The 25,097-nt window shown below is 74.0% G+C and carries 23 protein-coding genes; 16 read left to right on the top strand and 7 right to left on the bottom strand.

Annotated features, from left to right (window positions below; genetic code table 11):
- Window positions 1-89: 89 nt before the first annotated feature.
- Window positions 90-2,027 carry an alkaline phosphatase gene (gene phoA / locus AC3CCI_RS08995; RefSeq protein WP_488626931.1) on the top strand — a complete coding sequence of 646 codons (1,938 nt, stop codon included), beginning with the start codon at window positions 90-92 and terminating at the stop codon, window positions 2,025-2,027.
- Window positions 2,028-2,112: 85 nt separating this feature from the next.
- Here the strand turns inward: phoA and AC3CCI_RS09000 are convergent, their stop codons facing one another.
- Complete coding sequence (locus AC3CCI_RS09000) at window positions 2,113-2,367, bottom strand: DUF6458 family protein (RefSeq protein WP_354595078.1); 255 nt, start codon at window positions 2,365-2,367, stop codon at window positions 2,113-2,115.
- 156 nt (window positions 2,368-2,523) lie between these two features.
- Here AC3CCI_RS09000 and AC3CCI_RS09005 point away from each other — a divergent pair, with 156 nt between their 5' ends.
- The gene (locus AC3CCI_RS09005; RefSeq protein WP_488626932.1) at window positions 2,524-2,994 is read left to right on the top strand and encodes a DUF805 domain-containing protein; all 471 of its coding nucleotides are present in this window, start codon (window positions 2,524-2,526) and stop codon (window positions 2,992-2,994) included.
- 10 nt (window positions 2,995-3,004) lie between these two features.
- On the opposite strand, the gene AC3CCI_RS09010 is transcribed toward AC3CCI_RS09005, so the two are convergent.
- From AC3CCI_RS09010 to AC3CCI_RS09020, 3 genes are all read right to left on the bottom strand, one after another.
- Window positions 3,005-3,232: a PLDc N-terminal domain-containing protein gene (locus tag AC3CCI_RS09010; protein ID WP_354595076.1), complete on the bottom strand. Its 228-nt coding sequence runs from the start codon at window positions 3,230-3,232 to the stop codon at window positions 3,005-3,007.
- A 220-nt stretch (window positions 3,233-3,452) separates the two neighbouring features.
- Window positions 3,453-4,292: a type I 3-dehydroquinate dehydratase gene (gene aroD, locus AC3CCI_RS09015; protein WP_488626933.1), complete on the bottom strand. Its 840-nt coding sequence runs from the start codon at window positions 4,290-4,292 to the stop codon at window positions 3,453-3,455.
- 2 nt (window positions 4,293-4,294) lie between these two features.
- A complete protein-coding gene (locus tag AC3CCI_RS09020) occupies window positions 4,295-5,170 on the bottom strand; it encodes a shikimate dehydrogenase (RefSeq protein ID WP_488626934.1) in 876 nt (291 codons plus the stop codon).
- 151 nt (window positions 5,171-5,321) lie between these two features.
- Here AC3CCI_RS09020 and AC3CCI_RS09025 point away from each other — a divergent pair, with 151 nt between their 5' ends.
- From AC3CCI_RS09025 to recQ, 4 genes are all read left to right on the top strand, one after another.
- Window positions 5,322-5,741 (top strand): GNAT family acetyltransferase, encoded by a 420-nt coding sequence (locus AC3CCI_RS09025; protein WP_488626935.1) that lies wholly within the window; start codon window positions 5,322-5,324, stop codon window positions 5,739-5,741.
- A gap of 188 nt (window positions 5,742-5,929) precedes the next feature.
- Entirely contained in the window at window positions 5,930-8,251 is a 2,322-nt protein-coding gene (locus tag AC3CCI_RS09030; RefSeq protein ID WP_488626936.1) for a bifunctional metallophosphatase/5'-nucleotidase, read from the top strand.
- A 210-nt stretch (window positions 8,252-8,461) separates the two neighbouring features.
- On the top strand, window positions 8,462-9,424 hold the full coding sequence (locus AC3CCI_RS09035) for a CPBP family intramembrane glutamic endopeptidase (RefSeq protein ID WP_488626937.1): 963 nt from the start codon (window positions 8,462-8,464) through the stop codon (window positions 9,422-9,424).
- A 31-nt stretch (window positions 9,425-9,455) separates the two neighbouring features.
- Window positions 9,456-11,579, top strand: coding sequence for a DNA helicase RecQ (gene recQ / locus AC3CCI_RS09040; protein WP_488626938.1), 2,124 nt, complete (start codon window positions 9,456-9,458; stop codon window positions 11,577-11,579).
- Here recQ and AC3CCI_RS09045 read toward each other — a convergent pair.
- Window positions 11,540-12,016 carry a hypothetical protein gene (locus AC3CCI_RS09045; protein WP_488626939.1) on the bottom strand — a complete coding sequence of 159 codons (477 nt, stop codon included), beginning with the start codon at window positions 12,014-12,016 and terminating at the stop codon, window positions 11,540-11,542. The two genes, recQ and AC3CCI_RS09045, sit on opposite strands and share 40 nt — an antisense overlap.
- Window positions 12,017-12,515: 499 nt before the next feature.
- On the opposite strand from AC3CCI_RS09045, the gene AC3CCI_RS09050 reads away from it, so the two are divergent.
- The 10 genes from AC3CCI_RS09050 to AC3CCI_RS09095 all read left to right on the top strand — a co-directional run bounded on the left by AC3CCI_RS09050 (window position 12,516) and on the right by AC3CCI_RS09095 (window position 21,234).
- Window positions 12,516-13,466, top strand: a complete 951-nt coding sequence (locus AC3CCI_RS09050) for an NAD(P)-dependent oxidoreductase (RefSeq protein WP_488626940.1) — start codon at window positions 12,516-12,518, stop codon at window positions 13,464-13,466.
- A 154-nt stretch (window positions 13,467-13,620) separates the two neighbouring features.
- On the top strand, window positions 13,621-14,706 hold the full coding sequence (locus AC3CCI_RS09055; protein WP_488626941.1) for an alkene reductase: 1,086 nt from the start codon (window positions 13,621-13,623) through the stop codon (window positions 14,704-14,706).
- 147 nt (window positions 14,707-14,853) lie between these two features.
- Window positions 14,854-15,288, top strand: a complete 435-nt coding sequence (locus tag AC3CCI_RS09060) for a hypothetical protein (protein ID WP_488626942.1) — start codon at window positions 14,854-14,856, stop codon at window positions 15,286-15,288.
- A 271-nt stretch (window positions 15,289-15,559) separates the two neighbouring features.
- Window positions 15,560-16,186: a CDP-alcohol phosphatidyltransferase family protein gene (locus AC3CCI_RS09065; protein ID WP_488626943.1), complete on the top strand. Its 627-nt coding sequence runs from the start codon at window positions 15,560-15,562 to the stop codon at window positions 16,184-16,186.
- A 136-nt stretch (window positions 16,187-16,322) separates the two neighbouring features.
- A complete protein-coding gene (locus tag AC3CCI_RS09070; protein ID WP_488626944.1) occupies window positions 16,323-16,718 on the top strand; it encodes a hypothetical protein in 396 nt (131 codons plus the stop codon).
- 2 nt (window positions 16,719-16,720) lie between these two features.
- Window positions 16,721-17,809 carry an FAD:protein FMN transferase gene (locus tag AC3CCI_RS09075; protein WP_488626945.1) on the top strand — a complete coding sequence of 363 codons (1,089 nt, stop codon included), beginning with the start codon at window positions 16,721-16,723 and terminating at the stop codon, window positions 17,807-17,809.
- Window positions 17,806-18,519, top strand: coding sequence for a ferric reductase-like transmembrane domain-containing protein (locus AC3CCI_RS09080; protein ID WP_488626946.1), 714 nt, complete (start codon window positions 17,806-17,808; stop codon window positions 18,517-18,519). The genes AC3CCI_RS09075 and AC3CCI_RS09080 overlap by 4 nt, the downstream gene beginning before the upstream one ends.
- Window positions 18,516-19,877: an NADH-ubiquinone oxidoreductase-F iron-sulfur binding region domain-containing protein gene (locus AC3CCI_RS09085; protein ID WP_488626947.1), complete on the top strand. Its 1,362-nt coding sequence runs from the start codon at window positions 18,516-18,518 to the stop codon at window positions 19,875-19,877. The genes AC3CCI_RS09080 and AC3CCI_RS09085 overlap by 4 nt, the downstream gene beginning before the upstream one ends.
- Window positions 19,874-20,197: a ferredoxin gene (locus AC3CCI_RS09090; RefSeq protein WP_488626948.1), complete on the top strand. Its 324-nt coding sequence runs from the start codon at window positions 19,874-19,876 to the stop codon at window positions 20,195-20,197. The genes AC3CCI_RS09085 and AC3CCI_RS09090 overlap by 4 nt, the downstream gene beginning before the upstream one ends.
- A gap of 50 nt (window positions 20,198-20,247) precedes the next feature.
- Window positions 20,248-21,234 (top strand): SDR family NAD(P)-dependent oxidoreductase, encoded by a 987-nt coding sequence (locus tag AC3CCI_RS09095; protein ID WP_488626949.1) that lies wholly within the window; start codon window positions 20,248-20,250, stop codon window positions 21,232-21,234.
- Between the two features lie 102 nt (window positions 21,235-21,336).
- Here the strand turns inward: AC3CCI_RS09095 and AC3CCI_RS09100 are convergent, their stop codons facing one another.
- On the bottom strand, window positions 21,337-24,087 hold the full coding sequence (locus AC3CCI_RS09100; RefSeq protein ID WP_488626950.1) for a phosphoenolpyruvate carboxylase: 2,751 nt from the start codon (window positions 24,085-24,087) through the stop codon (window positions 21,337-21,339).
- Window positions 24,088-24,218: 131 nt separating this feature from the next.
- The gene (locus AC3CCI_RS09105) at window positions 24,219-24,959 is read right to left on the bottom strand and encodes a phosphotransferase (RefSeq protein ID WP_488626951.1); all 741 of its coding nucleotides are present in this window, start codon (window positions 24,957-24,959) and stop codon (window positions 24,219-24,221) included.
- Window positions 24,960-25,097: the final 138 nt, after the last annotated feature.

Here is a 25,097-nt window from a genome sequence, read left to right on the forward strand (position 1 = left end):
GCCACCCGGCAGGAGTCTGCTGATCCCCGCCCCGTGACGACCTCGTCGCGCGGCGACCGGATCACGATCACGATCACAGGAGCAGACCCGTGCCGAAGACCACACCGAACCGCCGCCGGCGAACGGCCCTGACGACGGGGGCCCTCGCCACGGCCGCCGTCGCCGCCCTCGCCCTCAGCCCCGTCGCCGCGTTCGCGGCCACGCCCGCGAACGTCGCCCAGAACGGTGGTGCCGCCCGCAGCATCGACGACAGCACGCAGTTGCTGCTCGACTCGGTGAAGTCGGGGCCCGCGAAGAACGTCATCCTGCTGATCGGCGACGGCATGGGCGACAGCGAGATCACCTCGGCCCGTAACTACGCGTACGGCGCCGGCGGGTCGCTGCCCGGCATCGACGCCCTGCCCCTGACCGGCCAGTACACGACGTACTCGGTCTACCGGGACGGCGCGAACAAGGGCAAGCCCGACTACGTGCCCGACTCCGCCGCGACCGGCTCGGCCTGGGCCACCGGCACGAAGACCTACGACAACGCCATCTCGGTCGACGTCGACGGCGTGCCGCAGGACACCCTGCTCGAGATCGCCAAGGCCAACGGCAAGAAGACCGGCAACGTGTCGACCGCCGAGCTGCAGGACGCCACCCCGGCCGTCCAGGCGGCGCACGTCGCCGCCCGCAGCTGCTACGGCCCCGACAGCGTCACGCAGTGCGGTGCGGACGCCCTGGACCAGGGCGGCCTCGGCTCGATCAGCGAGCAGATCATCGGCACGCGCGCCGACCTCACCCTCGGAGGAGGCGCGGCCTCGTTCGGTCAGACGGCCCGCGCCGGTCAGTGGCAGGGCGACACCCTGTTCGCCCAGGCGCAGGACCGCGGTTACCAGGTCGTGCGTGACGCCGCCGGCCTCGACGCCCTGACGGCCGCCGACCAGGCGCAGCCCGTGCTCGGCACGTTCACCGACGGCAACTTCCCGACCCGTTACGCGGCGACGACGGCGACCGTCGGTGGCGCCGACCAGGCCCCGCAGACCTGCCAGCCGAACCCCGACCGGCTGTCGACCGGCCTCTCGCTGCAGTCGCTGACCGAGAAGTCCATCGACCTGCTCGACACCGGCGACCAGGGCTTCTTCCTGCAGGTCGAGGGTGCCTCGATCGACAAGCGCGACCACAGCGCCGACGCCTGTGGTCAGATCGGCGAGGTGCTCGACCTCGACGAGGCCGTCCAGTCCGCGCTCGCCTTCGCGGAGGCCGACGGGAACACCATGGTCATCGTCACGGCGGACCACGCCCACACGAGCCAGATCGTCGACTCCACGCCTCCCGCCACGCTCAGCACGGCGCTGACCACGGTCGACGGCACCACGATGAAGATCGCCTACGGCACGGCCGCGGCGGGTGGCTCGCAGCAGCACACCGGCACGCAGCTGCGCGTCGCGGGCTACGGCCCCGGTGCCGCGAACGTCGTCGGCCTGATCGACCAGACCGACAACTTCTTCACCATCGTGAACGCGCTGCAGCTCGACCGCGACCTCGACGGCCTGAGCGCCGCCGCGACGATCTCGGCTCCGACCGAGGTCGCCCCCGGCGCCGAGTTCCCGGTCAGCACCGCGGGCCTCGCCGGCGACCGCCAGGTCACGGGCACGCTCGACGTCGACGGCACCGTGACCGACCTCGGGATCGCCGACGTGGTCGACGGCGTCGCGACCTACACGGTCACGGCTCCCTTCGAACCCGGCAGCTACACCATCACGCTGACCGGCACGCAGAGCGGCACGACCCTGACCGCGACGGTCGCGGTCGTCGAGGGCGCCGTCACCCCGGCTCCGACGACGCCGCCCGCCGCGGCTCCCGCCGACGGTGCGAGCGCAGGAGGCGCGGGCACGGCAGGCGACGGACGCGGCCCCCTCGCGTTCACCGGCTCCGACGCCCTGCCCGCCCTGCTGCTCGCCCTGATGCTCGCGGGCTCGGGTGCCGCGCTCGTGCTGCGCCGTCGCCACCGTGCGGCGTCCGCGCAGGACGGCGTGCAGCTCTAGCCGCCCACGGCCTCGACACACGGGAGGCGCGGTGCCAGCCGGCACCGCGCCTCCTGCGTTCTCGGGTCGCGTCCGACCCGGGGGATCAGACCAGCGGGTCGCGGTCGGTCGAGCGGCGCTCGACGCGCTCGCCCGTGGCCGGGTCGACCGCGCTGCGGGTGGTCGACACGGTCGAGCGACGACGCGACGCGAAGACGATGCCGAGGATCGTCACGAGCACGCCGGCCCCGATGAGGATGTAGCCGATCAGCTGGATGTCGATGCCTGCGACCTGGAAGTCGAGAGCGAACGCGAGGACCGCGCCGATCACGATCAAGGCAATTCCGCCGCCGATGCTCATGGGGTCTCCTTCGTCCTGCGTCGCCCCGGGTGGGCGGCTGCGCCGACGCGAGGTCGGCGGGCCCCACAGTACCGACGGGCCGGGCCGGGCGGCCACGACGGGCCGGATGCGCTGAGAGGATGGTGACGCCCGTCACCCGAGCCCGCAGGAGTCCCCATGACCGGAGCCGTCGGCCCCGTGCCCCTCGACCAGCCGTACCACCGCGCCTCGCCGAAGGTCGCCGTCGTCCGGTTCTGGCGGAAGTACGCCACGTTCCACGGGCGGGCGAGTCGCAGCGAGTACTGGTGGTGGTTCGTCATCTCCCTCGTGTTCCAGGGGGCGCTGCAGGCCTGGGCCACGGGCAGCGGCGGCACGTCGACCTGGGCCGGCGGTGACGACGGCGACTGGACCTACATCGACCCCCAGGGCGTCGTCGTCGTGCTGTGGTCGGTCGTGAGCTTCCTGCCGACCGTCGCGCTGCAGTCGCGGCGTCTGCACGACGGGGGCTTCACCGCCTGGTACGTGCTCTTCTACCTGCTGCCGGTGCTGGGCTGGCTCACCCTGCTCGTCATGTCGCTGCTGCCGTCGCGCGCCTCGGGCGAGCGGTTCGACACGGGCGGCGAGCGCCAGTACCCGGGGCCCGCCTGACCGAGCGCCGTCAGAGGCGCGGTTCGGTCCAGTCCGCGGCCGAGCGGTCGGCGGCGGCCTTGCCGTAGACCAGCCAGGCGAGGGGGCCGATCAGCGGCAGGACGAACGAGAACACGGCCCAGCCGGTCTTGCCACCCGAGGTGAGCCCCCGCGACGAGAAGATGGTCGTCGCCGTGTAGATCCACAGCGCGAGCAGCAGCACGGTGACGCCGACGATGATGACGATGTGAGAACCCATCGACACAGGATGGCACCGCATCGGGCCCGACGTCCGGGGCGCCCACCTGGCGCCGGGGGGTTCCGAGGCCGCGCGACCGCCCGCTACTCTGTTCGGACTCCGGTGGGCCCGACCGCCGTGGTGGTCCCGTAGAGCGACGTCCGTCGCTCGTCTCCCGGTGGTGGACGCCCCGACGGCCGGGCCTCCGGAGCCCTGCTCCGCCCGTCGTCGACCGGTCCGGTCAGCCCTGTCGCGCCGCGTGCACCAGCTCGAGCGCCGCGCGCAGCCCCACCGCCGGCACCTGGCCGGGAGCGCTCGTCGCCCCCACCGACCCGAACGTGACGCACGACCCGAACGTCTCGCCCGCCAGTCGTGAGAGGACCCCCAGGGGCCCCATCGACATGGTGATCGCGGGCACGAGTCCGGCCCCGGCGCGGAACTCGGCCGTGGCCCGCAGCACGGTCAGCACGTCGTCCGTGCTCGAGGGCATGGCGGCGAACTTGACCACGTCGGCGCCGTTCTCCTGCTGCTCGAGCAGGCGTGAGACGATCTCGCCTTGCGCGGGGGTGCCGCTGAAGTCGTGCGACGACATCACGACGACGAGGCCGGCGTCGTGGGCCGCGTCGACCAGCCCGCCCAGCAGGTCGGGGTCGGTGTACATCTCGACGTCGACCGCGTCGACCAGGCCGGTGCCGATCGCCGAACGCAGCACGGCGTCGTAGGTGGCCGGGGCGACGTCGCGTTCGCCGCCCTCCGAACCGGTGCGCAGCGTGAAGAGCAGCGGCAGGTCGGCGTCGAGCGACCCGCGCACCCGCCGGACGACGTCGGCCACCAGGTCGAGGTCGGCGTGCCCGGTCGACCGGGTGCCGGTGCTCGCGGGACCGTCGGGGTCGGGCGCGGCGACGAAGGCGGCGTCGACGAAGTCGATGCGCAGTTCGACCAGCTCTGCGGTGTCGGCGTCGAGCGCCGAGGCGTCCTCGACGAGGGCGTCGGCGGTGCGGGCGACCAGCGGCACGCAGACCGCGGGGCGTCCGCTGCCGAGCACGAGGCGGCCGATCGACACCGGCGACGGTGCGGCCACGGTCAGCCCACCACGCTGTCGGTCGCGGAGCGCCCCGACACCGGCAAGCCGACGGAGGCGCGCATCGCCTCGCGCAGGACGGCCTCGTCGGCCACCGGCTCGTCCTGGGCGAGGCCGGAGAAGAGTCGCACCTGGCCCAGTGCCTGCTCGACGAGCATGTCGAGGCCGTTGAAGACGAGGCCGCCGTCGGACAGCCAGCGGGACGCGAGCCGGGTCGGCCACGGCTCGTACGCGACGTCGAAGAGGACCGACGAGGCGCTGCTCGGGCGGAGGTGCAGGTCGTCGGCCGCGCCACCGGGCAGCGTGCTGATGACGAAGTCGAGCGGCCCGAGCGACGGCAGCTCGGTGAGGGGCGCGATCATCACGTCGGCCCCGAGCTCGCCCGCGAGCGACGTCAGCTCGCCGGCCCGCATGGGGTTGCGCAGGTGGATGGAGAACGAGCGGGCGCCGAGGTCCCACGCCGCGGCCATGGCCGACAGGGCCGTCGCGCCCCCGCCGAGGATCGTCGCCGCCGCGGGTCGCGCGTCGTGGAACCCCTCGACGGTGCGGACGATGCCGTCGACGTCGGTGTTGTGCCCGTGCCGACGACCGTCGTCGTCGATCACGACGGTGTTCGCGACGCCGAGCCGTGCCGCCAGCGGCGAGACCGTGTCGAGCAGGGGCAGCACCTCGCGCTTGAGCGGCATCGTCAGGCTCAGCCCGCGCCAGCTCGCGTCCAGGCCGTCGACGAAGGCGGCGAGCCCGCCCGAGGTCACCTCGACGCGGTCGTAGTCGTACGGCAGGCCGAGGTGCTCGTAGGCCGTGCGGTGCAGCACGGGCGACAGGGAGTGCTCGATCGGCGACCCCAGGACGGCGAGACGGCGACGAGCGTCGGTCACGGGTGGACCCCCTCCTGACGCCCGCGGCTCGGACGACGACCCACCCTAACGCGAGGCCCCTGGGGCCACGACGCGAGGGGCCCGAGGCGGTGCGGGGCGCTCGCGACCGGCGCCGCGCCTCCTCGGCTCCGGGGTCTGGCAGGGTCGAGGCATGCAGATCCGACCCTTCGACGAAGCCGACACCGAGACCGTCGTGGCGCTCTGGGAGCGCTGCGGCCTCACCCGTCCCTGGAACGACCCGCGACGCGACATCGAACGCAAGCTGACGGTCCAGCGCGAGCTGTTCCTGGTCGGCGTGGACGACGAGGAGGCGCTGGTCGCCACCGCCATGGCCGGTTACGACGGCCACCGGGGCTGGGTCTACTACGTCGCCGTCGACCCGGACCGCCAGGGCCAGGGCTTCGGGCGTCAGCTCATGGCCGAGGTGGAACGCCTGCTGGTCGCCCTGGGGTGCCCGAAGGCGAACTTCCAGGTGCGCAGCGGCAACGAACGGGTGCGGGCGTTCTACGAGCACCTGGGGTACTCGGTCGACGACGCGTTCGGCATGGGGAAGCGGCTGATCGCCGACTGAGGCGGGCTGGTCGGCCCCGGCGTGGCGGTCGCTCGTCGGGTGCCCGACCGTCGCCGGATGAACAACATGTGACGATCTTCGGCGGACTCTTGTCGGGTTCCCGGCGAGAACTTATGGTCGTGTGCGGTGCCCCCTTCTCGGGGGGTGCCGTCACGACCGACCCGTCTTCCCCAGGAGCCCCGACGCCCATGCGCACCAGCCCCCCGTCACCCGAGTCCACCCCGACGGGAGGCCGGCGGCGCGTCCGCGGTGCCGCCCTCGTCGGCGTCGCCGTCAGCGCCCTCTGCCTCGGCACGTTGACCGCCGTCCCCGCGCAGGCCGCGACGACGACCATCGACATCCTCGGCATCAACGACTTCCACGGTCGCCTCGCGCAAGAGTCGTCACCGACCGCCGGTGCCGCCGTCATGGCCGGCAAGGTGAACGAGTTCCGGGCGGCGAACCCCGGCAACACCCTGTTCGTCTCGTCGGGGGACAACATCGGGGCGTCGACCTTCACCTCGTTCATCCAGGACGACGAGCCGACCCTCGACGCGCTCAACGCCATGGGCCTCGACGTGAGCACGCCGGGCAACCACGAGTTCGACAAGGGGCAGGACGACTTCAACGGTCGCGTCACGGCGAACAGCGACTTCCCCTACGTCAACGCCAACATCTACCGGACGTCGACCGGTGAGCGCGCCTACGACCCCTACTTCGTCAAGGACGTCGACGGCGTCCGCGTCGGCTTCGTCGGCGCCATCACCGAGCTGATGCCCGAGCTCGTGAGCCCGGCCGGCGTCGAGGGCCTCGAGTTCCGCGACATCGTCGACTCCGTCAACGACGCCGCGGCCGAGCTGACCGACGGCGTCGAGACCGACGCCAACGGCGAGGCCGACGTCATCGTCCTGCTCGTGCACGAGGGCAACGCGTCGGCGGCGGAATCGGACGCCACCGGCGACTCGGAGTTCGCCGACATCGCGAAGAACGTCTCGCCCTCGGTCGACGCCATCCTCTCGGCGCACACGCACCAGACCTACGACTTCACCGACATCGTCCCGACCGGGGGCACGAAACCGCGCCCCGTCGTCCAGACCGGCAGCTACGGCGCCAACCTGAGCCACCTCGTCGTCCAGTACGACGACTCGACCGGTGAGGCGACCGTCACGAGCTCGCTCGTGCCGCTCTACCAGTCGGCCGAGCCCGACCCGACGGTCGCGGGCATCGTCCGTGACGCCGAGGCCGTCGCCGCCGTCGAGGGCCGCAAGCCCGTCGGCACCATCACCGGCGACCTGCTGCGCGCCAAGCAGCTCGACGGCTCCGAGAACCGAGGAGGCGAGTCGACCCTCGGCAACCTGGTCGCCGACGCCCAGCTCGCGGCCACGGTCGAGAACGGTGCGCAGATCGCCCTCATGAACCCCGGCGGCCTCCGCGCCGACCTGAAGTTCGCCTCGAGCGGTGACACGACCGTCGACCCGGACGGCCGCGTGACCTTCCAGGAGGCCGCCGCCGTCCAGCCGTTCGCCAACACCCTGGTCGTCTCGACGCTGACCGGAGCACAGCTCCGGCAGACGCTCGAGCAGCAGTGGCAGCCCGCGGGGTCGTCCCGTCCGTTCCTCAAGCTCGGCGTCTCGGCGGGGCTGACCTACACCTACGACCCCGCGGCGCCCGCCGGGTCGCACGTCGGCGACATCACCTTCGAGGGCGCCCCGCTCGACGAGGCCGCGACCTACGAGGTGACGGTCAACTCGTTCCTGGCCTCGGGCGGCGACAACTTCACCGCCCTCAACGGCGCCTCGGCCAAGGCCGACAGCGGCAAGGTCGACCTGCAGAGCCAGGTGGACTACTTCGCGGCGAACCCGTCGGTCTCGCCCGACCTCGCCCAGCGGGCCGTCGGCGTCACCGCACCCGTGGCCCCCGAGGGGGGCTACGAGGCCGGCGACACCGTCGACTACTCGCTGTCGTCGCTGCTGTTCAGCAACGGCGGCCCGACGACCGGCACCGTGACCGCGACCCTGGACGGCGTCGAGGTCGGTTCCGCCACGATCGACGGCACCGTCGTGTCGACCACCGACGAGCAGGGGCAGGCCGCCCTGACCGTGACGATCCCCGAGATCGCCGCCGGTTCGGCCGCGCAGACCCGCCAGCTGCTGTTCACCGTCGCCGAGACGGGGACGACCTTCACGGCGCCCGTGTCGCTCGCCGCCGTGGCCGCGGCGCCGGTCGACCCGACCGACCCGACCGACCCGACCGACCCGACCGACCCGACCGACCCGGGCACGACGCCTCCGGTGACGACCCCCGGTGGCACCGTCCCCGGCACCACGCCCGGCACGGGCTCGGGCGTCGGCCCCGGCACCACGCCCGCCGGCACGGTGCGTGACGCGGACGGTTCACTGGCCTTCACGGGCCAGGACGGCCTGGGCCTCGCCGCCCTCGCCGCGCTCGCCCTGATGCTGGCCGGAGGGTCGGCGCTGGTCGTCACCCGTCGTCGTCGTCTCCGCGAGACGACGACGTCCCGCGAGGGCTGACGCCCACCGGGCACCGCAGCGCACCGTCGACCGGACGCCGCACCACGGGACCCCGTGGTGCGGCGTCCGGTTCGTGGTGCCCCCGCCGGCCCGCCCGGGGCGCGCGACCGGCGACCGACCGGCGCCGCGCCTCCTCGTGCCGTCGCGGTCCGGCGCCGCGTCCTCGTGGCGTCCCGGGGTCCGGCGCCGCGCCTCCCGTACTCTCGTGGCGTGACGACGTTCGCCTACCACCGCCTGTTCCGGTCGCTGCCCTCGTACCGCTGGTGGAAGCCCCTGCTCGCCGCGGTCGTCGCGGCCGTGACGTACCTGCTCGCGTCGGTCGTGGTCTACGTGGGAGTCCTCGGTGCGACCACGGCCGTGGGCGGCCCCGAGGCCGCCGCCCGACTGCAGCGCGGCATCGACGGCGACGCACTGGCCGCGGCCGACCCGCTCGTGCTCTTCACGACGCTCGCCTCGATCGCGGTCATGCTGCCGGCGATCATGCTCGGCACCCTGATCGTCGGCCCCGGTGCCGTCGGTCGACTGTCGAGCGTCGCAGGGCGGCTGCGCTGGCGCTGGCTCGCGCGCTGCATCGTGCCGGGGCTGGCGTTCATGGCGCTGACCGTGGGTCTCAGCTACCTCGTGGTGCCGCCCCTCTCGGGCGAGCCGATCAGCCCCGGCCCGGTCACCACGCCGGCCGACACGCTGGTCTGGGCCGTCGTCGTCATCCTGGTCGTCACGCCGCTGCAGGCGACCGCCGAGGAGTACGCCTTCCGAGGTCTCGCCATGCAGACGATCGGCTCGTGGCTGCGGTACCCGATCGCGGCGATCCTGCTGCCCACGGTCGGGTTCGCCCTCGGGCACGACTACAACGCGTGGGGCATGCTCGACGTCGCCGTCTTCGGCGTCGCCGCGGCCTACCTGACCTGGCGCACGGGCGGGCTCGAGGCGGCGATCGTGGCGCACGTGCTCAACAACACCGTGCTGTTCCTGCTGTCGGCGCCGTACGCGGGCGTCGAGTCGAGCGACGGCAGCCCGCTCGCGCTCGCGGTGACCGTGGTGTCGACGCCGCTCTACGTCTGGCTGGTGCTGCGGGCGTCTCGGCGCTCGGGGCTCGTGACGGTCCGCTCCGAATCCCTCGTCCCCAGCCCGCCCGCGTCCGACGACCGTCCCCAGGAGGCGCGGGTCGGCTGACCACGTCGGTGCCCGCTCGTAGACTCGTCGCGTGACCCCACCCGCCTCGCCCGCCCTGGCCCCCGACGCGCCCGCCGCCGCCCTCGACGTGCTGCACCGCGTGTTCGGCTACGACGAGTTCCGCGGTCAACAGGCGCAGATCATCGACCAGGTGGTCCAGGGCGGCGACGCCCTCGTGCTCATGCCCACGGGTGGCGGCAAGTCGCTCTGCTACCAGGTGCCGGCCCTCGTCCGTGACGGCACGGGCATCGTCGTCTCGCCGCTCATCGCACTGATGCAAGACCAGGTCGACGCCCTCGAGGCGGTCGGCGTCCGGGCGGCGTTCCTCAACTCGACGCAAGACCCCGACAGCCGCCGTGCCGTCGAGCAGGCCTTCGTCACGGGCGAGCTCGACATGCTCTACCTCGCCCCCGAACGGCTGAAGCTCGACTCGACCAAGTCGCTGCTCGACCGCGGCCACGTCTCGCTCTTCGCCATCGACGAGGCGCACTGCGTGGCCCAGTGGGGGCACGACTTCCGCCCCGACTACCTCGAGCTCTCGGTGCTGCACGAGCGCTGGCCCGAGGTGCCGCGCATCGCCCTGACGGCGACCGCCACCGAGACCACCCACCGCGAGATCTCGCGGCGCCTCGACCTCGACGACGCGCGACACTTCGTCGCCGACTTCGACCGGCCCAACATCCAGTACCGCATCGAGGCGAAAGACGGCCCGCAGCAACAACTGCTGCGCTTCATCCGCGCCGAGCACGACGGCGACGCCGGCATCGTCTACTGCCTCTCGCGCAAGTCGGTCGAGAGCACGGCCGAGTTCCTCGTGAAACAGGGCATCGCGGCCCTGCCGTACCACGCGGGTCTCGACGCCGGGACGCGCGCACGCAACCAGTCGCGGTTCCTCCGTGACGAGGGCATCGTCATGGTCGCCACCATCGCCTTCGGCATGGGCATCGACAAGCCCGACGTGCGGTTCGTCGCGCACCTCGACCTGCCGAAGTCGGTCGAGGGCTACTACCAAGAGACCGGTCGTGCCGGTCGTGACGGACTGCCCTCGACGGCCTGGCTGGCCTACGGGCTGCAAGACGTGGTGCAGCAGCGCCGCATGATCGACCAGTCAGAGGGCGACGCCGAGCACCGCCGCAAGCTCAGCGCCCACCTCGATGCCATGCTCGCCCTCTGCGAGACGGTCGAGTGCCGGCGGGTGCAACTGCTCGGCTACTTCGGCCAGGCGAGCACGCCGTGCGGCAACTGCGACACGTGCCTCACCCCGCCGCAGTCGCTCGACGGCACCGTGCCCGCCCAGAAGCTGCTCTCGACGGTGGTCCGACTCAAGCGCGAACGCAACCAGCAGTTCGGTGCGGGCCAGATCGTCGACATCCTGCTCGGCAAGTCGACCCCGAAGGTCGTCCAGAACCGGCACGACCAGTTGTCGACCTTCGGCATCGGCACCGAGTTCGGTGACGTCGAGTGGCGCGGCGTCGTGCGGCAGCTGCTCGCCCAGGGGCTGCTGGCCGTCTCGCCCGACGGCTACGGCACCTTGCTGCTCACCGACGCGGCGGCCGAGGTGCTGTCCGGCGGACGCACCGTCCGGCTGCGGCGCGAGCCCGACCGGCCGGCCCGTGCGGCTCGGGCACGAGGCGGCTCGGCCGGGTCCGGCCGGGGCTCGTCGCGGGGTGCCGCCGAGCTCACGGGCGACGACGCGGCCCTGTTCGAGACGCTGCGAGAGTGGCGCGCCGGCGTCGCCCGGGCCCAGGGCGTGCCCGCCTACGTCGTGTTCGGTGACGTCACCCTGCGGGGCATCGCGTCCGAGCGGCCCGGCTCGCTCGACGAGCTCGCCGGCATCAGCGGCGTCGGCCAGAAGAAGCTCGACACCTACGGTCAGCAGGTGCTCGCCGTCGTGGGCGGCACGGCACCGGCCGAGGCGGCGGCCGCCGGGGCGTCCCCGACGCCGTCGTCGGCCCCGACGGGCGGGTCCACGGCCCGTCCTGCCCGGTCGGCCCGGGCGTCCGGTCCGATCGTGGGCCGTGCCCCGCGGTCGGCGGCACCGGTCGCGGTCGACGAGGTGCCCGAGGTCCCGGGCGACGATCTCTACGATCTGCCCTCCGACGCCCCGTTCGACCCCTACGACGACGCGCCGCCGCCGCCCGACGACTGGCGCTGATCCACGCTCTCGGCAGACCCGAAGCCGAGGGCCGTGAACCGCCGTGACAGCACGACCAGGCCGGCGGTCGTGATCACCATCGCCTCGAAGCCCCCCAAGAACGGTTGTCCGTTCATCCGCGCGACGTAGGCGGCGGCCAGCAGCACGGCACCGCCCACCGGTGGGGCCACGCCGATGAACCGCGTGCTCGCCGCGTCGACCCCGCCCGGTCGTCGTGACCGCCGGGCCGCCGAGACGGCCACGACCACCAGGGCCAGCCAGACGAGGGCCGACAGCCCGTAGAGGCCGGTCGCGACGACCGTGGCGACCAGTCCGACCCCGACCGAGGTGCCGGCCCCGACGATGCTCGTCACGGCGAAGAAGGCGTAGGCGACCGCAGCCGCGCCGAAGACGAGCGACAGGCGCCGGGGGCGGTCGATGACCGACTCGTCGTCCATGGTCGTCGTCCTCTCGTGTCGTCTCGTCGTCGGTGTCGTGGTCTCGGAGGTTCGGGGCGGGGCGGGGCGTCCGTGCGGGCGCGACGACGGATCGGGCCGTCGGGCTTTCGGGCCGCTCGTCGAGCGGGCCGTCGGGCCGTCGCGGACTCGGGCCGGCTGCGGCGTGCGGCTGCGCTGCCGCACCTCGATCGGGTCCCTGACGTTCGGGATCGGGGACACCCTCCGAACAGGACGGTCGTCCCGTTTCGGTCGGATTACGACGATAGGGGGCAGGTCCCCGAGCGGCAATCCTCCCTGAGGGGGACACCCGTTGTTCCCCGAATCGGGTGGTCGGGGTGGTCGGTCGGAGCCTGCGGGTGAGGAGGGCGGGCGAGCCGGGCCGTCGACGGCGGGGCGGTTCGGTCGCCGAGGGGCGTGCCCACGTCCCTCGATCGTCCGGCCCCCTCACCCCTGGCCCGCGGCCCGTGGGTGCGGCAGCCTCGGGGTGTGGCGTCCGCGGGTGACCGGGCGCCGCCGGACCGATCCCGGACCGATCCCGGACCGATCCCGGACGGGGCCACCGGTCCGGCCCCGGCGTAACGTCGGGGCCATGAAGGTCGCTGTGCTCGGGACGGGCATCATGGGTCAGGGCGTGGCGGGCACACTGCTGCGCGAAGGGTTCGACGTGACGGTCTGGAACCGCACGAGGTCGAAGGCCGAGCCGCTCGCGGCCGACGGTGCGACCGTCGTCGACGCGGTCCGCGAGGCGGTCGAGGGTGCGGACGTCGTCGTCACCGTGCTGTTCGACGGCGACGCGGTGCTCGAGGTGATGGCCGACGGGGCCGAGGCGACCGGGCCCGACGCGGTCTGGCTGCAGGCCAGCACGATCGGCGAAGCCGACACGGCCCGGGTCGTGGAGGTCGCCGGCCAGCGGGGGCTGCGGCTCGTCGAGGCGATGATGCTCGGGACGAAGAAGCCGGCCGCGACCGGGAAGCTGGTCATGCTCGCGGCGGGTGAGGCGGGGCTGCTCGACGTCGTGCGGCCCGTGCTCGAGGCGATGGGGTCGAAGACCGTCGTCGCGGGCGACACGGTCGGGCACGGCACGGCGCTCAAGCTCGCCGCGAACGCCTGGATCGCGAGCATCACCGCCGCGACCGCGCAGTCGCTCGCCTTGACCGAGGCCCTGGGCCTCGACCCGCAGCTCTTCCTCGACGCGATCGAAGGCGGCCAGTCCGACACCCCGTACGCGCACCTCAAGGGAGCGACCATGATCGCCGGCGAGTACCCGGCGCAGTTCGCGCTCGACGGCCTCCGCAAGGACCTCGGACTGATGCGCGAGGCCGCGAGGGGCACGTCGTTCGACCCGACGCTGATCGAGGCCCTGGCCGACGTCTACGCGACGGCCGCCGACCGGGGCCACGGCGACGACGACATCGCCGCCGTGCGGGCGGGCTTCGACCGGCAGGCCTGAGGCGGCGGCGCGACCCGACCCGCGCGGGACGTCGTCCTTCGGCGACTCCCCGGGGTCCGAGCATCCGCTGCGTCGGGGAATGCCGCGGGCGGCCGCCCGGTTGCCCCACGGGTGCCCCCGCCCGAGGGCGCGTCATCGTTCGGAAGGACCACCCTTGGACCTCTTCTCTCCCGCCACCTTCGGCCAGCTCGAGCTGCGCAACCGCGTCGTCATGGCGCCCCTCACCCGTCTGCGCTCCGGCGACGACGGCGTTCCGGGCGACGTCGTGGTGGAGCACTACCGTCAGCGCGCCTCCTTCGGTCTGATCACGACCGAGGGGACCTGGCCCTCGCAGGAGTCCAAGGCCTACGACGGCCAGCCCGGCATCGTCACCGACGAGCAGGTCGCCGGCTGGAAGCGCGTCGCCGACGCCGTGCACGCCGAGGGCGGCACCATCGTCATGCAGATCATGCACGGCGGCCGCGTCTCGCACACCGACATCACCCGCACCGACCGGATCGTCGCCCCCAGCGCCGTCGCCATCGACGGCCAGGTCCACACCGCCGCGGGCAAGGTCGACTTCCCGGTGCCGCACGCCCTCACCACCGACGAGGTGCGCCAGGTCACGGCCGACATCGTCGCCGCGTCGAAGCGCGCCGTGCTCGAGGCCGGGCTCGACGGCGTCGAGATCCACAGCGCCAACGGCTACCTGCTGCACGAGTTCCTCTCGCCCGTGTCGAACGTGCGCACGGACGAGTACGGCGGAAGCCCCGAGAACCGCGCCCGCCTCGCGATCGAGACCGCGACCGCCGTGGCCGAGGCGATCGGTGCCGGTCGCGTCGGCATCCGCCTGTCGCCCATGCACAACATCCAGGACGTCGTCGAGACCGACGTCGCCGACGTGACCGCCGTCTACCGCGCGCTCGTCGAGGGACTCGCTCCGCTCGGCCTCGCCTACCTGAGCATCCTGCAGGCCGACCTGCGCGGCGAGCTCGTGCAGGACCTCCGCACCCGGTTCGGCGGCGCCTTCATCGCGAACAGCGGCTTCGGGCAGATCACCAGGCGTGACGAGGCGATCGCCGAGGTCGCGGACGGCCAGGCCGACGCCGTCGCCGTGGGTCGCTTCGCCATCGCGAACCCCGACCTGGTCGAGCGTTGGCAGGGCGACCACGAGGTCAACGAGCCGAACCCCGACACGTTCTACGCGGCCGGCGCCGAGGGCTACACGGACTACCCGACGCTGCAGCACGCCGACCGCTAGTCGGTCACCTGCGGCGCCGACCCCGTTCCGCGTTTCGTGCACCGCATCGCCTCTAGACGCGGTGCCGTGCACGAAACGCGGTGCCGGCGAAGCGAGGAGGCGCGGGTCGCGTCACCCGGGCCGCGCACCGGGCGTAGACAGGTCGGCATGAGCGACGTCAAGCACCCCTCCGACCTCGGCATCGACCTGAGTGCGGGCTCGCCGCAGCAGCTCTACCGCTGGCTGCTCGCGAGCGTCCTGTTCGGTCGCCCCGTGCAGCAGGAGGTGGCGGCCGACACCTACCAGGTGCTGATCGACCACGGGCTGACCAGTCCCGCGCGGTTCGCGGAGCACGACCACGAGGGGCTGCGTCGGCTGCTCGACGAGGGCAGCTACGCGCGCATCGACCACGTGATGAGCGACGAGCTGCACGAGGTCATGGGCCGGGTCGACTCCGACTGGGGCTCGGTGAACCACCTCGTGCGGTCGTCGGCCGACCGGGCCGAGCTCACCCGACGGCTGACCGACCTCAAGGGCGTCGGCCCGAAGACCGCCGAGATCTTCACGCGCGAGCTGCCCGACGCGCTGTACGGCACCGCCTGACGCCGCCGCTGCGCACCGCGTTTCGTGCACGGCACCTCGTCTAGACGCGGTGCCGTGCACGAAACGCGGTGCCCCGCGGCCCGGGTCGCGTGGCGGGCGGGCAGGCAGGGCAGGGCGGGGCAGGGCAGGGCGGGGCAGCCGGGGCCGGGACGGCGGGGCGGAGGCGACCACCCGTAGACTCGGAGCGATCTCGGGGGCGCGAGCCGCGCCTCCTCGGGTGTGATCGGTGCGACCGTGCCGATCGTCCGCGCGACCGTGCAGAGGGGGCCTCGTGACGCTCGTCGACAAGCTGTTCCGGCAGGACGAGTGGCGCACCGTGCCCAACGCCATCTCGGCGGCCCGGCTGTTGCTGCTGCCGGTGTTCCTCGTCTTGATCGTCGGGCAGCACTACTGGTCGGCGATGGTCGTCATCGCGGTCGTCTTCGTCACGGACTTCCTCGACGGGTTCATCGCCCGTCGGACGAACACGACGTCCGAGCTCGGCAGGTGGCTCGACCCGGTGGCCGACCGCATCACCGTGATCGTCGTGGTCATCGCCTTCGTCGCCGGCGGTCTCGTGCCCTGGCCGGTGCTGCCGCTGCTGCTCGTGCCCGACCTCCTGCTGAGTGCCTACGCGCTGTTCGTGCTCGCCGGGGCGTCGTTCCCCGTGACCTGGGTCGGCAAGATCCGCACGGCCCTGATCTTCGTCGGACTGCTGCTCGTGCTGGTCGCGGCGGCGCTCGTGGACCAGTTCGGCGGATCAGGAGGCGCGGCGTCGGCCCCGCTCGCCGACGCCGGCGCCGTCGGCCGGACGGTCGGGCTCGTGGTGCTCTGGGTCGGGCTCGTGGGCCACTGGCTCGCGGCCGTCCTCTACGCCGCGGCGCTCGTCCGCCTGCGGCGCGCCCGCCGCACGGCCTGACCCTCCCGACGTCGCCCGGGTGGGATTCGAGGACGCACACGTTCGACGACGACCCGGCGGCTGCTTCATGGGGAGCGCATCGGAAGCGCAAAGCCCGGGGCCGGAAGGTGGAGACCTCACCGACCAGGAGGCCGCCATGGACCGCACCCCCGACACCACCCGCGACACGGGACGACGTCGCGCCCGAACCGTCACCACCGCGGTGGGGCTCTCGGCCGTCGCGATCGCCGGCGCGACGTCGGTCGGCGTGTTCGTCGCCGGCAGCCTCGACGCCTCGGCCTCGACGACCGGCGACACGTCGAGCAGCCAGTCCGGCACGAGCGCCGACTCGGGCACGAGCACCGACCAGGGCAGCACCGACCAGGGCAGCACCGACACGGGCAGCACCGACCAGGACAGCACCGACTCGGGCAGCACCGACTCGGGCAGCACCGACCAGGGCAGCACCGACTCGGGCAGTTCGGGTGCCGTCACGACGCCGGTCCAGCCGAGCACCGGCCAGGGCTCGCAGGCCCGCAGCTCGGGGTCGTGACCATGCCGACCTCGACCCCGCCCACCCGCACCACCCCGCCCACCCGCACCACCCCGACCCTCCGCACCACCCCGACCCGCCGCACCACCCCGACCCTCCGCACCACCCCGCCCCTCCGCACCGACCCGACCGCCACCCGCGACTGGACCCTCTGGACCACCGACGCCCGTCTCGTGGTCGCCGACCCGCGCCTCCTCGACGACGCCGCGGCGATCGTGGACGAGGTCACCGGGGCGGTCGAGCGGGCCGGCAGCCGGTTCCGCGAGGACTCCGAGCTGAGTCGGCTCGGCCCCGCGCCGGTCGGCGGGGTCGAGGTGAGCGCGATGCTCGCCCGGCTGGTCGACGCCGCCCTCGTCGCCGCCCGGGACACCGACGGTGACGTGGACCCGACCCTCGGCGCCGACCTCGTCGCGCTCGGCTACGAACACGGCGTGCCGACTGCCGATCCCGCAGGAGGCGCGGCACCGGCCCCGGCGTCGCTCACGGTCGCCGAGGGGGTCACCCTCGCTCCCGGCCCCCGTCGTGCGCCGGCCTGGCCGGACGTCCGCCTCGACGGGCGCGTCCTGACCGTGCCCGCCGGCGTCCGCCTCGACCTCGGAGCCACGGCCAAGGCCGTCGCCGCCGACCTCGCGGCCCGACGCGTCGCGGACGAGCTCGGGGTCGGGGTGCTGGTCTCGCTCGGCGGCGACATCGCCACGGCGGGCCCCGCCCCCGCCGGCCGGTCGAGCTGGGGCGTCGACGTGCAGGACCTGCCGACCGACCCCGCGACCACGATCGAGCTCGCGCCCGGCCACGCCCTCGCCACCTCGAGCACGCAGAAGCGGCGGTGGACCTCGGGCGGGCGACCGGTCCACCACATCCTCGACCCGCGGTGGGGCGTGCCGGCGGCTCCGGTCTGGCGCAGCGTCACGGTGGCGGCCGCGACCTGCCTGCGGGCGAACACGCTCAGCACGGCCGCGGTCGTGCGCGGTCTCGGCGCCGTCGCCTGGCTCACCTCGCTCGCCGCCCCCGCGCGACTCGTCGACTCGCGGGGTCGCGTCGTCGTGACCGGCGGCTGGCCCGCCGAGGTCGACGGGGGCAGCGGCTCGTGACCGAGGCGCTCTGGGCCCTCGGCCGTGGCACGGGCGTCGCCGCCCTGGTGCTCTTCACCGCCGCCGTCGTGCTCGGCGTCGTCACCCGCTCGGGTCGACCGCTGGCCCGCCTGCCCCGGTTCTCGGTGACGCTCGTGCACCGCAACGTGTCGCTGTTCGCGACCGCGTTCCTGCTGGTCCACGTCGTGGCGCTGCTCTTCGACCCCTACGCGCAGCTGACCCTGCTCGACACCGTCGTGCCCTTCTTCGGCGACTTCCGGCCGTTCTGGCAGGGACTCGGCACGCTCGCCCTCGACCTGACGATCGCGATCGCCCTGACCGGGATGCTGCGCCGGCACGTCGGCCGCCGCGTGTTCCGCGCCGTGCACTGGGGCACCTACCTGCTCTGGCCCGTGGCGCTCGCCCACGCGATCGGCAACGGCACGAACGGCACCGACGCGTGGTTCCTCGCGCTCGCCGGGCTCTGCACCGTGGCCGTCGTCGCATCCGTCGCGTGGCGGCTGAGCACGCGCTTCGTCGAGCTCGGCACCCGGCGGCGGCCCCGGGCCACGCCGCGCGACCTCGGGTCCGTCCCCCCGACCGGCTGGACGCCGACGCAACGCACGCCGTGGGCCGGTTCCCCGACCACATCCGCTGCCCCGTCCCCGACCACACCCCCTGCCGTGGCACGCCCCGTGCCGTCCCACCCCGTCGAGAGGCTGCCCCGATGACCACCCTCGCCCCACCGCCCGTGCCGTCCCCGGCGGGAGGCACCCGCCACCCGGCCCCGAACGGCGTCCGTCGGCTCTTCACCGCCGCCGACCCGTCGCTCGCCGCGCACCTCGAGGCGTTCGGGCCGCTGCCCCTCGACCACGCGGGCCCCGACCTGATCGCCGAGCTGCAGGGGGCAGGGCTCGACGGCCGAGGCGGAGCCCACTTCGCGACCTGGCGCAAGCTCGCGGCCGCCCGCGCCGAGCAGCAGGGCCGCCGGGGTCCGGCCGCCCGGGGGCGGCACCGCGCGGTGGTCGTCGGCAACGGTGCCGAGGGCGAACCCCTCAGCCGCAAGGACGCCACGCTGCTCGGCCGGGCCCCGCACCTCGTGCTCGACGGGCTGCTGCTGGCCGCGGCGACCGTGGGAGCCTCGCAGGTCGTCCTCTACACGACCCCGCGCCTCCTGCCGGTGGTCGAGGCCGCGCTCCGCGAGCGGGGCGACGCGTCGGACGTGACCCTCGTCGAGGCGCCCGACACCTTCTTGTCGGGTGAGGCGAGCGCGGTCGTGGCCGCCGTCGAGGGCCGTCCCGCGGTGCCGTCCGACCGGGTCGCACGGCTGACCACGAGCGGCGTCGGCGGTCGACCGACGCTGGTGCAGAACGTCGAGACGCTGGCCCAGCTCGCCCTCGTGGCGCGCTTCGGGGTCGCGTGGTTCCGCTCGGTGGGCGCGCCCGCCGAGCCGGGCACGCGCATGGTCACCGTCAGCGGGGGTGACGGGTGGTCGCCGATGGCGACGGCCGCGACCCCGGGAGGCGCGGGTCGGGTCCTCGAGGTCACCGGCACCATGAGCCTCCGCCGCATCGTCGAGGCCGCCGGCGTCGACCCGTCGCGGCTGCGGGCGGTGCTGGTCGGCGGGTTCCACGGCGTGTGGCTGCCGGTCGGGGCCCTGGACCTGCCCTTCACGCGCGAGGCCCTGCACCCCTGGGGTGCCTCGCCGGGGGCGGGCATCGTCTGGGCGCTGACCGCCGACGGGTGCGGACTCGCGGCGGCGGCCGAGATCACGACGTACCTGGCGGGGCAGTCGGCCCGGCAGTGCGGACCGTGCCTGAACGGCCTGCCCCGGCTGGCCGACGTGCTCGGCAGGCTGGCCCGCGGCGACCGCGCGACGTGGCTGCCCGGAGAGGTGACCCGGCTGGCCGGACTCGTCACCGGGCGCGGGTCGTGCCACCACCCCGACGGCACGGCCCGACTCGTGTTCAGCACGCTGGAGGCGTTCGCGGACGACGTGCGGCACCACCTCGAGGGGCGGTGCCTCGCCGGAGGCCCGGGTCCCCGCGTGCCGTCGGCGACGCCGACCCGACCGGGGGAGGGACGATGAGCGCCCTCGACCTCGGCCGGGGCACCCCGTCGTCACCGCGGCCGGTCGGAGCCGCGGGTCCGGGCCGGTCGGGCCGGGTCCGCGGTGCGGCCGCGTCGATGCACGTCGACTGGACCCTCTGCGACGGGCGCGGACTCTGCACCGAGCTGCTGCCCGAACTGCTCGAACGAGACGAGTGGGGCCACCCCGTGGCCGTCGGCCAGCCACCCGCCTCCCGTTCGGACGTCACCGTCCCGCCCGAGCTCGTCGACGCCGCCCGCGACGCCGTCGCCCTGTGCCCGAGGGCCGCCCTGCGCCTCCGGCCCCTGCCCCTGCCGTGACCGCCCGGCCGCCTGAGGCACCCGAGACCCCCGGGCGTAGCGTCGAGGCCATGACTCGCATCACCACTCCTTTCAGCGCCGCCACCACCGCGGACGAGGTCGTCGACGGCCTCGACCTGACCGGCACGCGCATCGTCGTGACCGGCGCCGCGTCCGGCATCGGCATCGAGACCGCCCGGTCCCTCGTGGCCGCCGGCGCCGACGTCACCCTCGCCGTCCGCCGCCCCGAGCAGGGTGAACAGGCCGTCGCCGACATCCGCGCCAGCACGGGCGCGGGCGGCGGCACGGGCTCCGCCGTCGGCCCGGGCTCCGTCCGCGCCGCGATCCTCGACCTCGAGAAGCGCGACACCCTCCAGGCCTTCGCCGACGCGTGGCAGGGTCCGCTCGACGTGCTGATCGACAACGCCGGCGTCATGGCCACGCCCGAGACCCGCACGCCCGAGGGCTGGGAGCTCCAGTTCAGCAACAACCACCTGGGCCACTTCGCGCTCGCGAACGCCCTGCGCGACGCCCTCGTCGCCGGTGCCCAGGCCTCGGGCACGCCCTCGCGCCTGGTGTCGCTCAGCTCGACGGGCCACCACCGCTCGCCGGTCGTGTTCGACGACGTCATGTTCGAGCGCCGTGAGTACGACCCGTGGGCGGCCTACGGGCAGTCGAAGACGGCGAACTCGCTCTTCGCGGTCGGCGTGACCCAGCGCTGGGCCGACGACGGCGTGCTCGCCAACGCCGTGCACCCTGGTGGCATCATCACGCCCCTGCAGCGCCACCTGCCGAAGCAGGAGATGCTCGACCGGGGCTGGATCGACGAAGAGGGCACGCCCAACCCGGCCTTCAAGTCGACGCAGCAGGGGGCCGCGACGTCGGTCTTCGCGGCCGTCCACCCGCTCGTCGAGGGCGTGGGCGCGCGGTACTTCGAGGACGTCGCCGAGGCCGAGCCCTTCCGCGACGACGCGCCCGGCCGCGGCGTCAAGGACTACGCCCTCGACCCCGAGCAGTCCGACCGCCTCTGGGCCCTCAGCGAGCAGCTGCTCGCCTGACCGGCGAGACCGCGGGCCCGGCGACACCGCGGGCCGGGAACGCAGGAGGCGCGAGCCGGTCCTCGAGACCGGCCCGCGCCTCCTGCGGTCGGGCCCCGCGGCTCAGCCGGTGTTCTGCAGTCCGGCGGCGATGCCGTTGACGCTGAGCAGCAGGAGGCGGTGGTCGGCGTCCGCCGGGTCACCGCCGCCGGCGCGGCGGATGGCCCGGAGGGCGCGCAGCTGCAGCAGCGAGAGGGCGTCGACGTAGGGCGAGCGCAGTCGGACGGCACGGCTCAGCACCGGGCGCCCGTCGAGCACCTCGTCGTGGCCGCTGACCGCGAGCACCCACGAGCGGGTGCGGGCCATCTCGTCGAGGACGCGGCCGGCGAGGTCGTCGCGGTCGGCCAGGGCCAGGTACTCGCGGGCGATGTGCTCGTCGGTCTTGGCGAGCGACATCTCGACGTTCTTGATCATCGCCGAGAACAGCGGCCAGGTCGCGTACGCCTCACGCAGCCGGTCGAGGTCGCCGACCGCCTCCAGGGCCGAGCCGAGGCCGTACCAGCCGGCCAGGTTGATGCGGGCCTGGGTCCAGGCGAACACCCACGGGATCGCCCTGAGGTCTTCGAGCGACTCGACCGACAGGCCCCGTCGCGCCGGGCGCGAGCCGAGCGCGAGCAGGCCGACCTCCTCCATCGGGGTGACGGCGGCGAACCACGACGCGAAGCCGTCGGCCTTCACCAGGCCGAAGAACGCCTCGCGCGACGCCACGTCCATGGTCTCGGCGACGTCGGCGAACCGGTCCGCGGCGGTCGCGTTCGCCTGCTCGTTCGACGGGCTCGAGGCCAGCAGCGTCGCGGCGGCCATCTGCTCGACGTGCCGGGCGGCGATCGTCTTGTTGCCGTACTGGGCGAAGATGACCTCGCCCTGCTCGGTGATCTTGAAGCGGCCGTCGACCGAGGCCGGCGGCTGGGCCAGCACGGCCTCGTTCGCCGGTCCTCCGCCGCGCCCGAGGGCTCCGCCGCGGCCGTGGAAGAGGGTCAGCTCGATGTCGTTCTCGGCGGCCCAGTCGGCGATGCGCGCCTGCGCCGCGTAGAGGGCGAACGTGGCCGAGACGGGCCCGACGTCCTTGGACGAGTCCGAGTAGCCGAGCATCACCTCGAGGCGACGGCCCGTCGCCTCGAGCCGCTTCTGGACGGCCTCGGTCCGAAGCGCCTCGTCGAGGATGCGCGTGCTGGCCTCGAGGTCGGCGAACGTCTCGAACAGCGGGATCACGTCGAGCACGGGGGCCGGCTCGTCGCCCATCGCGCGCTCGGCCAGCTCGTAGACGTTCGCGAGGTCGGCCGACGACTGCGTGAACGACACGATGTAGCGCGACGCGGCCCGCACGCCGTAGCGCTTCTGCAGGTCGGCGACGGTGCGGAACACCGCGAGCACCTCGTCGGTCATCTCGGACCGGGCAGGAGGCGCGGCGTCGGTCTCGACGTCGCCGTCGGTCGCCTGCGCCCCGTCGGTCGCCTGCGCCGCACCCGCCTCGTGCGACGCGCCCGCGACCGGGTCGGCGGCGCGCAGTTCGCCCAGGGCCGTGCGGTGCACCTGCGAGTGCTGGCGCACCTCGAGCTCGGCGAGGTGGAAGCCGAAGGTCTCGACCTGCCAGACCAGGCCCTGCAGGTCGCCGTTGGCGCTGCGGTGGGCGCCCGCGGCCCGCAGCGACCGCTGGACGACGCGCAGGTCGGCGAGCAGTTCGTCGGGGTGGCCGTAGGCGAGCGCGGCACCTTCGCGGCGGGTGGCGTCGATGCGCGCGGCGACGAACATCAGCACGCGGCGGTGCAGCTCGTGGGGCGAGCGCACGCCGATGCGGGACGCGACGTCCGCGTCCATCCGGCGCTGCGCCTCCGCGAGGGCCACCAGGTCGTCGGAGGCCGGCGTCTCGGCCTCGTCGAGCGTGAGGGTGCCGCCGATGCGGGTGGTCGCCCGGTGCAGGCCGAGCAGGACGTGCTCGGCGGCGATGTCGGCGGCGGCGCGCGTGACCTCGGCGGTGACGTGCGGGTTGCCGTCACGGTCGCCGCCGATCCAGGTGCCGAGGCGCATGAAGGCCGGGGCCACGGCGGGCTCGCGGCCGGCGGCCTCGCCGAGCAGCCGGTCGTCGAGCAGGCGGTAGACCTGCGGCACGATCTCGAACAACGTCTGGTCGAAGATGCTCATGGCCGTCCGCACCTCGTCGAGCGGGGTCGGCCGCGTGGTGCGGATCGGCGAGGTGCGCCAGAGCGTGTCGACCTCCTCGAGCAACCGGCGCTCGGCCTCGGCCACGGCGACGTCGTTCTCGAGCCGGTCGCGGTCGGTCATGAGGTCGCTGATGCGCCGGATGCTCGACGCGACCGCACGACGACGGGCCTCGGTCGGGTGGGCCGTGAGGACGGGGTGGAAGCGCAACGCGTCGAGTCGCTTCGAGGCCTCGTCCGCCCCGACCTCCTCGGTCAGCTGGCGCAGCGTGGCCGAGACCGAGTCGCCGGCACCGCTGGCCTCGCTGCCACGGCGGCGCAGGACCCGCACCCGGTGGTGCTCTTCGGCGAGGTTGCTGAGGTGGAAGTAGCAGGTGAAGGCACGGGCGACCTGCTCGGCCAGGCCCTGGTCGAGCGCGTCGACGAGGCGCTGGGCGTCGTCGAGGCTCGCGCCGTCGGCCCCCTCGTAGGCGGCGATGACGGCCGCGCGGACGTCCTCGACGGCCCGGTAGAGCTCGTCGCCGCCGGACTCGCGCAGCACCCGGCCGAGCAGGCTGCCGAGGTAGCTGACGTCCTGACGCAGGCTGCCGTCGACGGCGCCGCTGATGTCGTCGCGGCTGCCGTCGTGTCGTCGTGTGGTCTCGATGTCGGTCACCGCACCATCTTGGACGACCCGGGCGCTTCATGACGCCACGTTCTGGTCACCGCGCCAGGTTTAATCGTGGCGCGGTGTCCAGAACGTGGCGTGGTGCCCGGCTCGGGGCAGCTGGTGCGGCGCGCCCCGGCTCAGGTCGCGGCCCAGAGCGCCCGGTAGTACTCGGTGCGGACGGGGTCGTCGGCGACGCCGTACGCGTCGAGGAAGGCCTGCTCGTGGCCGGGCCCGTAGTTCCAGCCGAGGCTCATCGTGGCGACGGCGAGGTCGGCCCAACGGTCCGCGACGCCGAGGGCGTCGAAGTCGACGTGCCCCGACCAGAGGCCGTCGTCGCCGATCATGGTGTTGGGCACGCACGGGTCGCCGTGGCAGACGACGAGCCGGTCGATCGGCGGAGGGTCACCCAGCCCGGGAGGCGCGGTGCGGGCCTTCGCGCTGGTCGCGATCCGGTCGTCGACCGACCAGCTGAAGGGGCACTCGTCGACCGGCAAGGCGTCGTGCAGCCGCCTCAGCCCCCGTCCCGCCTCGCGCACGGCGATCGCCGGCTCGGCGGCCCAGAGCAGGTCGACGGCGCTGCGCCCCGGGAGGCCCGCCGTCACGAGGCATTCGCCCACGTCGTCCCCGCCGATCTCGAGCACGCGGGGGGCGGGGGTGAACTCGACCACCCAGCGCAGCCGCATCTCCCCACCGTGCAGGTCGAGTCCGCTGCCGTGGGGTGCCCACTTCGCGAAGCGTCGGGACGGGCCGTCGCCCAGACGGTAGGTCGTGCCGCCGGCCTCGTTGCGCCAGACCGCGGTGATCGTGTCGCCGCCTGCGGCCCTGACCACCGCCTCCGGCACCTCGAGATCGGGGTCGGGCCGGTTCTGCGTCCACATGCCCCGAGTCTCGCACCCGCACCCGCACCCGCACCCGCACCCGCACCCGCACCCGCTCTCGTCTCCGGGGCGACCCGTCCCGCGAACGACGGAACGGGCCGCCCCCGAGGGGACGGCCCGTTCTGCCTGGTGCGGGGA

The sequence above is a fragment of the Frigoribacterium sp. CF331 genome (assembly GCF_057787905.1).